Here is a 14,289-nt window from a genome sequence, read left to right as displayed (position 1 = left end):
TCTGCTTTCCTTCATTCCCAGCAGACGGCCGTCCACCGACGGGCAGTCAATTCCGGGTGTCGGAACACATGCCGGATTTTGACGATCGGTGGAATTCGCCGTCAGTTCCCTTCCCCACAAAGGGATCGTTCCGCGGCCCCCCAGCCGTTCGGGCGATCGGTTATGAGAGAGGCACCCTCACCCCATGGGTCACTCCCGCAGTACGCGGCGCGCGAAGTACGCGGCGCTCACCGGAATCGCGTCACTCGCGCTCGCCGCCGCAGGTCTCGTCGGTGCGGCCGGACCGGCCGCCGCGCAGGACATCTCCAGCTCCTCGGGCAGCACCGCCAACGAGTTCAACCCCTGGAACCCGCAGAACGGGCACCAGTACCGCCACGGCGCGGTGCCGGGCATGAAGCAGCACGAGAACTACAAGAAGTGGCTCGCCGCGCAGAACCAGGCCGCGGCCACCGGCCAGCAGACGCTGTCCTACGGCGGTGGCGTCGACGGCATCGGCGTGCAGAGCGGCCACTCCAAGGTCTACCTGGTCTTCTACGGCAACCAGTGGGGCACTCAGACCACCGACGCCAACGGGAACGCGAAGTTCTCCGGCGACTCGGCCGGCGCCGCCGGTGCCACCCAGCAGATGTTCAAGGGCATCGGCACCAACGGCGAGACCTGGTCGGCGGACCTGACCCAGTGGTGCGACGGCCCCAACGTCGCCTCCGGCGCGGTCAGCTGCCCGTCGAACGCCAACTTCATCCCGTACCAGAGCGGTGGCGTCCTGTCCGGCGTCTGGTACGACAACGCGGCCGCCTCGCCCAGCCAGGCCAGCGGCAATCAGCTCGCCCAGGAGGCCGTCAAGGCCGCCGGCCACTTCGGCAACACCACGGCCGCCTCCAACCGCGACGCGTACTACATCGTCCTGTCGCCGCACGGCACCAACCCGGACGACTACCAGAACCCCACCACCGGGTACTGCGCCTGGCACGACTGGAACGGTGACACCACCCTCACGGGCGGCGCGGCCACCTCGCCCTACGGCGACATCGCCTTCTCCAACCAGCCGTACAACATCGACCAGGGTGCGAACTGCGGCGTCGGCTTCGTCAACTCGCCCGGCACGCTGGACGGCTGGACGATGACCCTCGGCCACGAGTGGCACGAGATGATGTCCGACCAGAACCCGGCCGGCGGCTGGACCAACCACGTGAGCGGCAGCTCGTACAACGGCCAGGAGAACTCCGACGAGTGCGCCTGGATCAAGCCCGGCAGCACCGGCGGCGCCGCGAACGTCTCGTTCGGCTCCTACGGCAGCTTCGCCGAGCAGGCCAGCTGGTCGAACGACACCAACTCCTGCGCGATCTCGCACGCCATCCTGACCCACGGCAACACGGTCACCGTCACCAACCCGGGCAACCAGACCGGCACGGTCGGCACCGCCGCCAGCCTGCAGGTCCACGCGAGCGACTCGGCCTCCGGTCAGACCCTGACCTACTCGGCCACCGGCCTGCCCGCCGGCCTGTCGATCAACTCCTCGACCGGCCTGATCTCCGGCACGCCGACCGCCGCCGGCACCTCCAGCGTGACGGTCACCGCGACCGACACCACCGGCGCCGCCGGCAACACCACCTTCACCTGGACCGAGTCCTCCACCTCGGGCGGCGGCAACGCCGTCACCAACGGTGACTTCGAGACCGGCAGCCTGACCGGCTGGACCGCCGCCGGCTCCGCCTCCGCCACCACCGCCGCCGCCCACAGCGGCAGCTACGGCGCGATGGTCGGCTCCACCAACCCGACCGGTGACTCCTCGATCGCCCAGACCTTCACCGCGCCGACCGGCTCCAGCAAGGTGTCCTTCTGGTACAGCAGCACCTGCCCGGACACCGTGACCTACGACTGGGCCACCGCCACGCTGAAGGACAACACCACCGGCACGACCACCACGGTCCTCGCCAAGACCTGCGCCGCCACCGCGACCTGGACCAACCAGAGTGCGGCCGTCACCCCCGGTCACTCGTACACGCTCACCCTGAGCAACCACGACGACAACTACCCGGGTGACCCGACCTACACCTACTACGACGACGTGACCGTCTCCTGACGATCGACGCGCCGAACGCGCCGGGGTGGGCCTTGGGCCCGCCCCGGTGCGGTTTTTTGGTCTTCGAGTTTTTGGTCGTCGAGGGATCCGAACCGGCCTCCGGTACGTCGAACCGGCACCGCTCGCACATCGGCACAAGGGAACCACTGTGAACCTGAGAAGACCCACCACCATCGCTCTGACCTGCGCCTGCGCCCTGCTCGCCCTGGCCGGCTGCGGCTCGGCCGGCACCTCGACGGCCTCGCCCGCTCCGGCGTCCACGTCCGTTTTGGCGTCCACGTCCGCTCCGGCGTCCACGACCGCGAGCGCGGGGGCCGCCGTCACCGCCGACGAACACGCCAACCACACCACCCTGAAGGTCGCCGTCGGCACGACGATCTCCGTCGACCTGCACAGCACCTACTGGTCCGCCGCCACCAGTTCCGCCCCGGACGTGGTCAGCCCGGCCGGTTCCCCGAGCACCTCGGCGTCCCCCTCCTGCCGGCCCGGCGGGGGCTGCGGCACCGTCTCCGCCTCCTTCACCGCCCGCACGCCCGGCACGGCCCACCTCGCCGCCTCCCGCACCATCTGCGGCGAGGCCCTCAACTGCGGGCCGGATCAGCGCACGTACGACGTCACGATCGAGGTCACCGGCTGACGTGTGGTCCGGAGGTCTTCCTGACCCGCCGTCACGTCCCCGGCCTCGTACCCGAGGCCGGGGACGTGACGGTACGCCTGCCTTGATGGGGCCCTGACATCCGATCAGGTTACCTTAGGGTAATTTAATGGTGTCATCCGGGTGAACATGCCCGGCCTCTCGTGAAGGACTCGTACGTGCTCGATCACCAGCCCCGCCGTTCCGGCCGTCGTCTCGCCGGTTCCGCGCTGGCCCTCGTCGCCGCCGTCTGCGCGCTGCCCGCTGCCCCCGCGTCAGCCGCTCCCGCTCCCGCGCCGGTTCAGGCCCAGGCCCCGGCCCCGGCCGCGCAGACCGAGGCCACCCCGCACCTGGACGCGGTGGAACAGACCCTGCGTCAGGTGTCCCCGGGCCTGGAGGGGACGGTGTGGCAGCGTACGGCGGGCAACCGGCTCGACGCGCCGTCCGGCGATCCGGGCGGCTGGCTGCTGCAGACCCCCGGCTGCTGGGGCGACCCCTCCTGCGCCGAGCGCACCGGCACCCGCCGACTGCTCGACAAGATGCGGGAGAACATCTCGCGCGCCACCCGGACCGTCGACATCTCGACCCTCGCGCCCTTCCCGGACGGCGCCTTCCAGGACGCCATCGTGGCCGGCCTCAAGGCCTCGGTGGCCGCCGGGAACACGCCGCACGTGCGGATCCTCGCCGGGGCCGCACCGCTCTATAACATCACCGCGCTCCCGTCGAAGTACCGGGACGACCTGACGGCCAAGCTCGGGGACGCCGCCGGCCGCGTCACCGTCGAGGTCGCCTCGATGACCACCGCCAAGACCGCGTTCTCCTGGAACCACTCCAAGCTGCTGGTCGTCGACGGGCAGAGCGTCATAACCGGCGGGATCAACAACTGGAAGGCCGACTACCTCGACACCGCCCACCCGGTCACCGACGTCGACCTCGCGCTGACCGGTCCGGCCGCCGCCTCCGCCGGCGCCTACCTGGACACCCTGTGGGACTGGACCTGCCGCAACACCGGGACCTTCTCGGCCGCTTGGTTCGCCTCCACCAACGGCGCCGCCTGCACCCCCGACCTGGAACAGCGCCTCAACCCGCCGACCGACCAGGTGCCCGCCACCGGGGGCCTGCCGGTGATCGCCGTCGGCGGCCTGGGCGTCGGGATCAGTGGCGCCGACCCCGCCTCCGCCTACCGTCCGGGCCCGGTCCCGAGCGCCGCCGACACCAAGTGCGGGCCGATCGGCCTGCACGACAACACCAACGGCGACCGCGACTACGAGACGGTCAACCCCGAGGAGAACGCCCTGCGCGCGCTGATCGCGAGCGCGAGCAGCCGCATCGACATCTCCCAGCAGGACGTGACCGGCACCTGCCCGCCGATGCCCCGCTACGACGTGCGGCTCTTCGACCTGCTCGCGGCCAAGCTCGCCGACGGCGTGAAGGTCCGCATTGTGGTCAGCGACCCCGGCAACCGGGGCGCGGTCGGCAGCGGCGGTTACTCGCAGATCAAGTCCCTCAACGAGATCAGCGACACCCTCGCCGCCCGCCTCACCGCCCGCCTCGGCGACCCGGGCCGGGCCAGGACGGCGATGTGCCGGAACCTCCAGCTCGCCCCGTTCCGCGCCGCCCCCACCTCGACCTGGGCCGACGGCCACCCCTACGCGCTGCACCACAAGCTGGTCTCGGTCGACGGATCCGCCTTCTTCATCGGCTCCAAGAACCTCTACCCGGCCTGGCTGCAGGACTTCGGCTATCTCGTCGAGAACCGCACCGCCGCGACGCAGCTCGACGACCAACTGCTCGCCCCGCAGTGGCAGTACTCGCAGGCCGCCGCGACGTACGACTACACCCGCGGCCTCTGCCAGGGCTGACGTCCGTGACGGCCAGGGGCCCGGGCCCCTGGCCGCTCGACGGGACGGCCCTGCCGCCCGGGGAGCGTCCGGTGGAGCAGCTGCCACCCGGCGGCGACGCCCGTGAGGTGGACGCCGCGGTCCACCGGCTGCTGGGCACCCGGCCTGCCGACGTGCGGGCCGGTGACGGCCCCGGGTGGGACCGGACGGGCGGCGCGGTGGCGGAGCCCGGCCACTGGGCGATCGAGAGCGACGCCCAGTACGGGGAGTCCCTGGAGCTGGCATCGCCGACCCGCGGCACTACCGGCTCACCCGGGAGCGCCCCGGCTGAGACCCGCGGGAACCGGTCGGCCGCCGGGCCCGCCCCATCCGCCTGAGCCGGTCCTCGGGCGATCGCACCAGCGGCCGGCGTCCGGCCGTACCCGGACGCCGGGCGCGAACGGGCCGCCCGCACTCCAGTCACAACGTTCACGAATCGATGGCTCCGGGTACTCGAATGGGTGCGAAAAGTAGTCGGGTGGGGGTGGTGCAGGGAGCGAAGATGCCGGAACACAAGCGGTTCGGCGTGCGGGCCGAGGCGGACGGTTCGGCCAGCCGACGGGTGCCGCGGCAGGGACAGTCCGGCGAGGCCCAGGAGGCCGACCCCGCCCCCGGGGCGGGGGGCGAGAGCACCGGCATCGACGCGGCGGCCCCCTGGCCCGACCTGATGCTGCCGTTGCTGCGCACCCCGACCACCGCCCGTCCGCTGGTCGGCGACGGCGACGGCGCCGTGGCCGGCACCGGCACGGATGGGCCGGGGCCCGCCGAGGTGGCCGCCGTTCTGGACCTGGTGCTGCTGGTGGGCGAGCTGATGCTGGCCTGCGGCGAGGCCGCGGAGGACGTCGAGGCCGCCATGCTCGCCGTCGCGCGGACCTACCGGGCCCAGCCCTGCGATCCCCAGGTGACCTTCACCCGGGTGGCGATCTCCTACCAGCAGGGCCCCCGGGAGCCGCCGGTGACGGCCGAGCGGTCCGTGCACCACCCCGGCGGGGACTACGCGCGGCTGGCGGCGCTCTTCCGGCTGGTCACCGAGATCACCGTCGGCGGCCTCGGCGTGAACGACGCCCACCAGCGACTGCGGGCCGTGCGCCGGCACTGCCGCGGCTACCCCGCGTGGGCCCTGGTCCTCTCCTCCGGCCTGCTGGCCGGCGCCGCGACGCTGCTGGTCGGCGGCCGGGCCGACGCCCGGGCCTGGCTGGTGTTCGTCAGCGCCGTCGTCACGGCCATGGCGGGCGACCGGCTCTCGGCGCTGGTCGGGCGCCACGACCTGCCGAACTTCTACCGGATCGCGACGGCCGCGACCCCGGCCGCGGTGGTCGGCATCCTGATGTCCTTCAACCAGCTGCACCTGCGCGGGTCGGTGGTGATCACCGGGGGGCTGTACGCGCTCCTGCCCGGTTGGCCCATGGTGGCGGCGGTGCAGGACGGTCTCGCGGGCTTCTACCTCACCGCCGCCGCGCGGCTGTTGGAAGTGCTGTACCTGATGGCGGGCGTGGTCGTCGGGGTGATGACCGTGCTCTACGTCGGCGTCAACAACGGCGCCGACCTGGCGGCCCAGGGCGTACCGGCCTCGGCGTCGAACCCGCCGCTCCAACTGGCGGCGGCGATCCTGCTCACCCTGACCTTCGCGATGCTACTCAACACCGAGCCGGGCACGCTGCCGGGCGTGATGGTCAACAGCGGGGCGGGCTGGACGACGTACAACGTGCTGGTCGGCGCCGGCGGGGAGCCCATCGTGGCCACCGGCCTCGCCGCGGTGCTGGTGGGGCTGTCCGGCCAGCTCATGGCCCGGTACCGGGGCAGTTCCGCACTGCCGTTCGTCACCGCCGCCCTGGGGCCGCTGCTGCCCGGGTCGCTGCTGTACTACGGGCTGGTCGCCTTCGTGCGCGGCGAACCCGAAACGGGGCTCAGCGGCCTCGGGCGCGCCACGGCCACGGCGATGGCCCTCGCCATCGGCGTGAACCTGGGCCGCGAGGTGGCCCGGCTGTTCCTGCCGGCGCCGGGTGTGGCCCCGGCCGCCCGTCGTGCCCCACGGCACAGGGGCCGCCACCGCCGCTGAGGAGCGGTCGACGGGCGTGAAGGCGCGGGGGCCGTACAGCGTGTGGGGCGGGCTGACCGAGGAGGAACGCCGCGCCCTGTTCACCGGCGATCCAGGCCCTTCGGCCAGGTGACGCCCGGGGCCGGTCACGGGTTTACCGGGCCCGCGAAGCGGTAGACGCGGCTCATGGGACCGGCCGGAGAAGTGACGGCTCCACCGCCCAGGGGTGGCGTCGGCGCCGAGCGCGCCGCAGCCAGACTCCCCCGCTAACGTCCCCGTCACCATCAGGGAGGAGACATCGTGATCGCGCTCGGCGTCATCCTGCTCGTCATCGGCTTCGTCATCGGGATTCCGGTCCTGTGGACCATCGGCGTCATCCTGGTCGTCATCGGCCTCGTCCTGTGGGTCGCCGGGGCCCTCGGGCACGCCGTCGGTGGACGTCGCCATTACTACTGACCCGCCTTCCGACCCGCCCGAGCGCCTGTCCGCGCCCGCATCTCGTCACGCCGACGCGGACAGCCGTGCGCGCCCGCCCGGCGACCGTCGCCGGACGGGTGCGGCACACTGACTCAAGGCGCCACGGTGTCCGCCGCGGGCGGCTCCGGCCCCTGGTCGTCGTCCGCCTCGGCCTTCCTCCGGACGTCGACGGGGGTGGGGGCCGTGATCGAGCGCTCCTCGGCGGACCGCTCCCGGGCCCCGACCTTCCCTTCCGCCTTCCTCCGGACGTCGGCCGGGGTGGGGGCCGTGATCGACCGTTCCTCGGCGGACCGCTCCTGCGCCGGTTCGTCCGGCTGGGTCCCGTTGTCGTCGCGCGTGGTCATGGCTCGCTCCCTTCCTGAGGAGTCAGCGGCTGGCCATCAGTCGGGTGCCCCCGAGATCCGGGTCCGCACCAGGCGGACGAGGCCGGCTCCGGGACACATCTGCCTGTCGACCGTAACCCGGAGCTGAACGCCGCGCCCCCGGGCCTGGCCCCGGCGCTCCCGGCAGGCCTCGGCCGCCCCGAAGCCGGCCCGCCCGCCGAAGACCCCTGAGCCGGAGCCTCGCGCCCCGTGTCAGGCCGTCGTCCGGCGGCTCTGTCGCGGGGGAGGCGACCGTCTGCTGTTCCACCCGTGTTCAACCACGCGCTCTGGTCTGCGGCCCGTCAACGCCCTACCTTCCCTGGGGGACTGTGGGATGGGGCTATGGACGACACACAACTTGCCGTACGGGCGCGTGGATTGACGAAGTGCTTCGGTGACGTCGTGGCGCTCGACGAGGTCGGGCTGGACCTGGCGCCGGGGCGGATCCACGGGCTGGCCGGGCCGAACGGGGCCGGGAAGACGACGCTGCTCGGGTTGCTGCTCGGGCTGGCGGTCGCCGACGGCGGCGAGCTGGAGGTGTTGGGCAGACCGGTCGGGCGGGCCTTGGCGGCGCCGCACGGCGTGGCCGGGTTCGTGGACGGGCCCGGGCTGTATCCGTCGCTGACCGCGCGCAAGAACCTGGTCGCGCTGGCGGCGCTGCGCGGGCAGGACGCACGGGCGGGGCGGATCGACGAGGTGCTGGCCGAGGTCGGGTTGACGGACGTCGCGGACGACCGGGTGCGGGGGTTCTCGCTGGGCATGCGGCAGCGGCTCGGGCTGGCCGCGGCGCTGCTCTCGGATCCGCGGCTGCTGGTGCTGGACGAGCCGTCCAACGGTCTGGACCCGGCGGGCAAGCAGCATGTCCACCGGGCGCTGCGGCGGCTCACGGGCGACGGGGTGACCGTGGTGCTGTCCAGTCACCGCATGGACGACCTCCAGGCGTTGTGTGACGAGGTCACGATCCTCGCTACCGGGCGGGTCCGCTTCTCCGGCCCGCTGGAGAAGCTGGCGGCCGAGAGCCGTGAGCTGGAACATCGCCTGCTCACCTCCGATCCGCAGGCCGCGCGGCGGGTGGCCGCCGGCGCCGCGGGGGTGCGGGGCGTGGAGGAGACCGGGGCACCCGGCGGGGCACTGGTCGTGCGCGCGTCGGGGCCGGCCGTCGAGGAGTTGGTGGCCCAGCTGGTGCGCGCGGGCGTGGGGGTGCGCGAAGTCGCGCCGGTGATCCCGCCGTTGGAGGCCGCGTTCCTCGCGCTGACCGAGCAGCAGGAGGGGCTGGAATGACCACGACTCCCACCACGGCCACGGCCCGTACCGGCGCCGCGCCGGAGGCGGACCGGGTGCCGGTGAGCCGCGTGTACCGCTTCGAGGTGGTCAAGCTCGTCTCCCAGTGGCGGATCCGGCTGCTGATGCTGGTCTGTTGGACCCTGCCGGGCCTGTTCACGGCGGCGGTGGCCCAGCAGGGCACGCTGCCGTCCGACACGCTGTTCGGCCGCTGGATGCACGCCACCGGCTGGGCCGGCCCGCTGGTGGTGCTGGGCTTCTCGGGCTCGTGGGCGCTGCCGCTGCTGACCTCGGTGGTCGCCGGCGACGTGTTCGCCGTCGAGGACCGGCTCGGCACCTGGCGGCACCTGCTGGTGGCGGTCCGCTCGCCGCGGCGGATCTTCGCGGCGAAGGCACTGGCGAGCGCGACCGTGCTCGTGCTGCTGGTGGCCGGGTTGGTGGCCGCGAGCACGGTCGGCGGGCTGGCGGCGGTCGGGAACCGGCCGCTGGTCGGCGTCGACGGGCACCTGCTGTCGCCGTCGGACGCGGCCGGGAGCGTGCTGCTGGCGTGGGGGTGCGCGCTCGCGCCCACGTTGGCGCTGGCGGCGATCGGGCTGCTCGGCTCCGTCATCCTGGGGCGCTCGCCGATGGGGCTGCTGGTCCCCGCGCTGGCGGCGGTCGCGATGCAGCTCGCCCAGATGCTGCCGCTGCCGGTGGCGCTACGGCTCGCGCTGCCCGGCTCCGCCTTCGTCTCCTGGAACGGGCTGTTCGCGGACCCGGCGCGGCTCGACGAGCTGCTGATCGCCGTCGCGGTCAGCCTGGTGTGGGTCGTGGTGGCGACGGCGGCGGCCTACCGGCTGTTCATGCGGCGGGACTTCACCAACGGCAGCGAGGACGGCACGGGGCGCCGCGCGCTCGCCTTCGGGGTGCTGCCGCTGGCCGGGCTGCTCGCGCTGACCTTCGGGGCGGTCGTGGTGGCCACGCCCTCGACGGGCTCGGGGATCTCGCAGGCGAAGGTGCAGCGGTCGGTCGCGACCGTGTTCGCGCACCTGTACCGGCTGCAGACCGAGCAACTGCACCGCCCCGCCGTCACGGAGGACCGGCTGCGGGTCACGGCGGCGTGCGACCGGGGTGACGGCCAGGTCGATCCGCAGGGGCCGGGCAACGACTGGCGCTGCGTCGTCACCTGGTACCTGCCGGGGACGGCCGCGCCGGGGACGGCGATCTACCAACTCGACGTGGCCTCGGACGGTCGGCTGATGGCCGACGGTGACGGGCCCAAGGAAGTGAACGGCTACTTCCTGGTGCACACCCCGACCGGGGACGCGCCGAACCCGCTGTGGCAGTTCGACGGTCAGGTCGGACTGCTCTCCTCCCGGACGAACTGAGCGGCCGCAGCGGCCGCGACACACCCGATGAAGTCAACGAACCCGACGAACTCAACGAAGGGCTGACGCCATGCAGGTAACGCGTCGTCGACGCGTCCGGAAGGACCACTTCGTCCTTCCCGGTCGGCGTGCGGGCCGCCGGGCCACTCTCGCCACGGCGTGCATCACGGCGGTGGCCGTGGCCACGGGCACGGCTTTCGCGACCACCCACCAGTTCGGCACCGACCAGGTCGGCCAGGTCACCGCCGACGGTCAGGTCATCTCCAGCGACCAGTACCTGGCTCCGTACGGGGATCGGCTGGTCATCGACAACGGCAAGATCATGGCGTCCCGGGTCAGCCCGGACGGCGGTCACCTGGCCGCCTCGGTCGCCGACGGCGACGCGTCGCTGGTCGTGGTGGACCTGAAGACCGGCAAGGTGCAGCAGCGCGTCGGCAAGGCCAAGGGCGACGACCTGCACCTGACCGACGGCTCGGTCGGCCAGGAGGCCCCGGTGTACTCGCCGGACGGCTCGCAGCTGTGGCTGGGCCAGCTCAACGGCTACACCAAGTTCACCGTGAACGCCGACGGCTCCCTGGCCAACCCGGTGACGGTGGCGATCCCGGCCGACGGGGACAAGCACGCGCTGGCGTCCGGAGCGGTGTTCTCCGCCGACGGCTCGACGGTGTACGCGGCGGTCAACGGGCAGAACCGGGTGGTCGCGATCAACGCGGCGACCGGCGCGATCGGGCGGAGCTGGACGGTCGGCAACGCGCCGCGCGGCATCGTGCAGGTCGGCCACAAGCTGTACGTCGGCAACGAGGGCGGACGCCCGGCCACCTCCGACGACGACACGATCAACTCCTACGGCACCCAGGTGGTGGCCGACCCGGACACCGGTGCCACCACCACGGGCACCGTCAGCGTGATCGACCTCGCGGACCCGTCCGCCGCCGTCGGGACCATCGACGTCGGCCTGCACCCGACGGCGCTGTACGCCAGGAACGGGACGCTGTTCGTCACCGACACGAACAGTGACGAGGTGTCGGTCATCGACACCGCCCACGACAAGGTGGTGCAGAGCATCTCCACCAAGCCGTGGCCGGAGGCCTCGGTGGGCTACGAGCCCACCGCCGTGACGCTCACCGACGACGGGCACCTGCTGGTCACCCTCGGCCGGGCCAACGCGGTGGCCGTCTACCGCTACAGCGGGGCGCAGGAGCCGGTCAGCTACGTCGGCCTGCTGCCCACGGACTACTTCCCCGCCGAGATCACCACCGTCGGCTCGAAGGTGGTCGTCTCCAACACCCGTGGCATCGACGCGCGGCGGCCCAACAGCACCGGCGCGCACAACACCCACGACACCACGTCCAGCCTGACCCAGTTCACGCTGCCCGGCGACCGTGAGATCCGCTCCCAGACCGCCAAGGTCTTCCGGCAGAACGGCTGGACCAGCGGGTCGGTGCAGACCGCCGGCCGGCCCAAGGCCAAGCCGGTGCCGGTGCCGACGCGGATCGGCGACCCGTCGACGATCAAGCACGTCTTCCTGATCGTCAAGGAGAACCGCACCTACGACCAGCTCTTCGGGGACCTCGTGAAGGGCAACGGCGACCCGAAGCTGGCCCAGTTCGGCGCGAACGTGACGCCCAACCAGCACGCGCTGGCCGAGCAGTTCGGGCTCTACGACAACACCTACGACATCGGCACGAACTCCGCCGAGGGCCACAACTGGCTGATGCAGGCCGACAACCCGGAGTACACCGAGTCCTCGGCGGGCGAGTACGAGCGCAGCTACGACACCGAGGACGACGGCCTGGGCCACCAGAGGTCGGGCTTCCTGTGGACCGGCGCGCAGGCGGCCGGCCAGGACGTGCGGGACTTCGGGGAGTTCCAGCAGTTCCTCACCAAGCCCGACGGTGCGAGCTGGCAGAACCTGTACTGCGACGCGAAGACCATGGACGCGAACGGGCAGGACACCGTCTACCCGCTCAACTCCTCGTCGCCGATCCCTTCGCTCAACGACGTGTCGGTGCCCGGCTTCCCCAAGTTCGACCTGGACGTGCCGGACCAGTACCGGTACCAGATCTGGAAGCAGGACTTCGAGCAGAACGGCCCGGCGAACCTCAACATGCTGTGGCTGTCCAGCGACCACACCGGCGGTCCGGCCAGCCCGGCCGCGCAGGTCGCCGACAACGACCTGGCGGTCGGCAAGATCGTCGACGAGATCTCGCACAGCGAGTACTGGAAGGACTCGGCCGTCTTCGTGGTCGAGGACGACTCCCAGGCCGGCCTCGACCACGTGGACGGTCACCGCGCCCCGATCCAGATCATCAGCCCCTGGGCGCAGCACGGGGCCGTCGACAGCCGCTACTACTCGCAGATCACGATGATCCGCACCATCGAGCAGATCCTCGGGATCCACCCGATGAACCAGAAGGACAGCGCGGCCAGCCCGATGGCCACGGCCTTCACCGACAAGCCGGACTTCACGCCGTTCACCGCGGTGCCCAACCGGACCTCGCTGACCGACGGCCTCAAGACGCCGCCCGCGTGCGGCGTCGACGTGCCCGGGCAGCAGGACCGCAGCGCGGCCGCCGCTCCGGTGACGACCGCGCCGCCGGCGGCGGAGCGCGCCGTCGCGGACCAGTGGGACGCCTGGAAGTCCAAGCAGCGCCTGAGCGGTCCGAACGCCGCGCCGGACCGCGCGAACCCGGCGCAGATGAACCACCTGACCTGGTACCAGACCCACAACTGGACTACCCCGTACCCGGGCGAGAGCGAGATCCACGCACCCGAGGACGTGCCCGGCGCGTACCTGCCGTCCGCGGAGAACGACGGCTGATCCCGCGCTGAACCGCCCGATCCCCTCTGATTCCGGCTGATCCCGCTGGGGAACCATGAGCGGGCCCCGGGCCGGCACCACGCCTGCTCGGGGCCCGTCCGTTCCCTGCGGCGCGCCTGCCGGCGCGGGCACGCTACGAAGCGGGGGCGGGGCGGATGGCCAGGCCGGGCCGGCGGCGGTGGACGGTGAGGTAGACCAGGCCGTCCGCGTCCGCGGCGAGGGCCCGTCGGGCGCCGTGCGGCAGCCAGGCCGTGTACCCGGGCGCGAGGGCCTGTCGACCGTTGTCCGTCTCCAGGCGGCCGCTCCCGCCGAGCACCTGGACGAGGACGTCGAGGTCCGGCTCCACGTGCTCGGCGACCTCCGCGTTCGGCGGCAGGCGGATGATGTTCGCGTCCAACTGGCGCCCCTCCCCGGCGAGTCGCCACAGCGCCCCGCTCCGCTCGGCCGGAGCGTCGTGGAGCAGCGACTCCAGCTGGGTGAGCACACCGGGTCCGGGATCGGGCGTCAACGCGGCCTCCTGCAGGTGAGTGGGGTACGGCGGGATCGACCTGCGGATTCTACGGAGGGGCGGGTGCGTCCGGTCAGTCGTCGGCGAGCAGCCGGGCGACGGCGGCGTCGACGTCGAGGTGGTCGGACTCCGATCCCGCGGGCACCAGCGCGAAGGAGTCCGAGAGGAACGCGGTGACGGCCTCCCCCGGGGCGCTGAGCACGGCCGCGTTGCCGGTGGGCCCCCGCAGGGTGATGAGGACCTCGCCCTCCGGACCCGGACGGACCAACACGTCGCCGCTGCCGACGGGCTCGTGCAGGCCCTCGCTCAGCAGTTCACGGCTGAAGTACCAGCACACCTGGGCGCCGTCGCCCGTGCACCGGCACGGAGTCAGCGGAAAGGCCAGGCAGGCGGCATACGGCAGACTGGTGTCGAAGCGGAGTTCGGCGTCGACCCGGACGTCGGGCAGCGCGCTGTCCGGGAACGTGACGGGCACCGGGCGGACCGTGGACAACTGCATCGAATCGGCCTCCTGCGATCACAGCGGGCCGGTCCGGGGCGGACCGGCGCACCTGAGGGGCGCCTACCCGGTGCGCCGAGAGGCACCGCGCGGGGCCGGAACCTCCACAACCCCTTCGCACACCGCGAGCGGACCGCCCCCGCGCGGTCAAGCCCCGGCCCTCACCGTCACCCGCGGGAATGAAACACCGGACTGTTCGGGGGCCTTGGCCTGGCGGTGGAGGCCCTGTCCGCCGGGATCCTCGACATACGTGCTCGGGTCAGTGCCCCCTTCCCGAACGGAGTCCCGACATGCGACTGACCAGCCCCCGCTCCTTCCTGCCAGCCGCCGCGCTCCTGC

The 14,289-nt window shown here is 72.5% G+C and carries 12 protein-coding genes; 9 read left to right on the top strand and 3 right to left on the bottom strand.

Translation table 11 applies throughout. The features are described from left to right. Positions 1 to 184: 184 nt before the first annotated feature. The 6 genes from ACZ3UD_RS23520 (at position 185) to ACZ3UD_RS23495 (ending at position 7,091) form a co-directional block, all read left to right on the top strand. Positions 185 to 2,083 carry an Ig domain-containing protein gene (locus tag ACZ3UD_RS23520; protein ID WP_465590931.1) on the top strand — a complete coding sequence of 633 codons (1,899 nt, stop codon included), beginning with the start codon at positions 185 to 187 and terminating at the stop codon, positions 2,081 to 2,083. 148 nt (positions 2,084 to 2,231) lie between these two features. Then, positions 2,232 to 2,720 (top strand): hypothetical protein, encoded by a 489-nt coding sequence (locus tag ACZ3UD_RS23515; RefSeq protein WP_465590928.1) that lies wholly within the window; start codon positions 2,232 to 2,234, stop codon positions 2,718 to 2,720. A gap of 176 nt (positions 2,721 to 2,896) precedes the next feature. After that, entirely contained in the window at positions 2,897 to 4,579 is a 1,683-nt protein-coding gene (locus ACZ3UD_RS23510; protein ID WP_465590924.1) for a phospholipase D-like domain-containing protein, read from the top strand. A gap of 71 nt (positions 4,580 to 4,650) precedes the next feature. Continuing rightward, the gene (locus tag ACZ3UD_RS23505) at positions 4,651 to 4,935 is read left to right on the top strand and encodes a hypothetical protein (RefSeq protein ID WP_465590922.1); all 285 of its coding nucleotides are present in this window, start codon (positions 4,651 to 4,653) and stop codon (positions 4,933 to 4,935) included. Between the two features lie 164 nt (positions 4,936 to 5,099). Continuing rightward, positions 5,100 to 6,656, top strand: a complete 1,557-nt coding sequence (locus ACZ3UD_RS23500) for a threonine/serine exporter family protein (protein ID WP_465590919.1) — start codon at positions 5,100 to 5,102, stop codon at positions 6,654 to 6,656. 279 nt (positions 6,657 to 6,935) lie between these two features. Beyond that, positions 6,936 to 7,091 (top strand): DUF6131 family protein, encoded by a 156-nt coding sequence (locus ACZ3UD_RS23495; RefSeq protein WP_465590916.1) that lies wholly within the window; start codon positions 6,936 to 6,938, stop codon positions 7,089 to 7,091. 113 nt (positions 7,092 to 7,204) lie between these two features. Here ACZ3UD_RS23495 and ACZ3UD_RS23490 read toward each other — a convergent pair whose 3' ends face one another. Then, entirely contained in the window at positions 7,205 to 7,456 is a 252-nt protein-coding gene (locus tag ACZ3UD_RS23490; protein WP_465590913.1) for a hypothetical protein, read from the bottom strand. Positions 7,457 to 7,816: 360 nt separating this feature from the next. On the opposite strand from ACZ3UD_RS23490, the gene ACZ3UD_RS23485 reads away from it, so the two are divergent. The 3 genes from ACZ3UD_RS23485 to ACZ3UD_RS23475 all read left to right on the top strand — a co-directional run bounded on the left by ACZ3UD_RS23485 (position 7,817) and on the right by ACZ3UD_RS23475 (position 12,943). Next, positions 7,817 to 8,755: an ABC transporter ATP-binding protein gene (locus tag ACZ3UD_RS23485; protein ID WP_465590910.1), complete on the top strand. Its 939-nt coding sequence runs from the start codon at positions 7,817 to 7,819 to the stop codon at positions 8,753 to 8,755. Then, complete coding sequence (locus tag ACZ3UD_RS23480) at positions 8,752 to 10,122, top strand: ABC transporter permease (RefSeq protein WP_465590907.1); 1,371 nt, start codon at positions 8,752 to 8,754, stop codon at positions 10,120 to 10,122. The genes ACZ3UD_RS23485 and ACZ3UD_RS23480 overlap by 4 nt, the downstream gene beginning before the upstream one ends. A gap of 70 nt (positions 10,123 to 10,192) precedes the next feature. Continuing rightward, positions 10,193 to 12,943: an alkaline phosphatase family protein gene (locus ACZ3UD_RS23475; RefSeq protein ID WP_465590904.1), complete on the top strand. Its 2,751-nt coding sequence runs from the start codon at positions 10,193 to 10,195 to the stop codon at positions 12,941 to 12,943. 133 nt (positions 12,944 to 13,076) lie between these two features. Here the strand turns inward: ACZ3UD_RS23475 and ACZ3UD_RS23470 are convergent, their stop codons facing one another. After that, positions 13,077 to 13,451, bottom strand: a complete 375-nt coding sequence (locus ACZ3UD_RS23470) for a cupin domain-containing protein (protein WP_465590901.1) — start codon at positions 13,449 to 13,451, stop codon at positions 13,077 to 13,079. A 73-nt stretch (positions 13,452 to 13,524) separates the two neighbouring features. Beyond that, positions 13,525 to 13,950, bottom strand: coding sequence for an SsgA family sporulation/cell division regulator (locus ACZ3UD_RS23465; RefSeq protein WP_465590898.1), 426 nt, complete (start codon positions 13,948 to 13,950; stop codon positions 13,525 to 13,527). Positions 13,951 to 14,289: the final 339 nt, after the last annotated feature.

The organism is Kitasatospora sp. NPDC023118 (assembly GCF_055560875.1).
This window is presented reverse-complemented; position numbering and strand designations above follow the sequence as displayed.

Excerpts from the sequence above, each read along its gene's own strand:
- ACZ3UD_RS23520 (WP_465590931.1), top strand. The coding sequence starts at position 185 with ATGGGTCACTCCCGCAGTACGCGGCGCGCGAAGTACGCGGCGCTCACC.
- ACZ3UD_RS23500 (WP_465590919.1), top strand. The coding sequence starts at position 5,100 with ATGCCGGAACACAAGCGGTTCGGCGTGCGGGCCGAGGCGGACGGTTCG.
- ACZ3UD_RS23490 (WP_465590913.1), bottom strand. The coding sequence starts at position 7,456 with ATGACCACGCGCGACGACAACGGGACCCAGCCGGACGAACCGGCGCAG.
- ACZ3UD_RS23485 (WP_465590910.1), top strand. The coding sequence starts at position 7,817 with ATGGACGACACACAACTTGCCGTACGGGCGCGTGGATTGACGAAGTGC.
- ACZ3UD_RS23480 (WP_465590907.1), top strand. The coding sequence starts at position 8,752 with ATGACCACGACTCCCACCACGGCCACGGCCCGTACCGGCGCCGCGCCG.
- ACZ3UD_RS23475 (WP_465590904.1), top strand. The coding sequence starts at position 10,193 with ATGCAGGTAACGCGTCGTCGACGCGTCCGGAAGGACCACTTCGTCCTT.
- ACZ3UD_RS23465 (WP_465590898.1), bottom strand. The coding sequence starts at position 13,950 with ATGCAGTTGTCCACGGTCCGCCCGGTGCCCGTCACGTTCCCGGACAGC.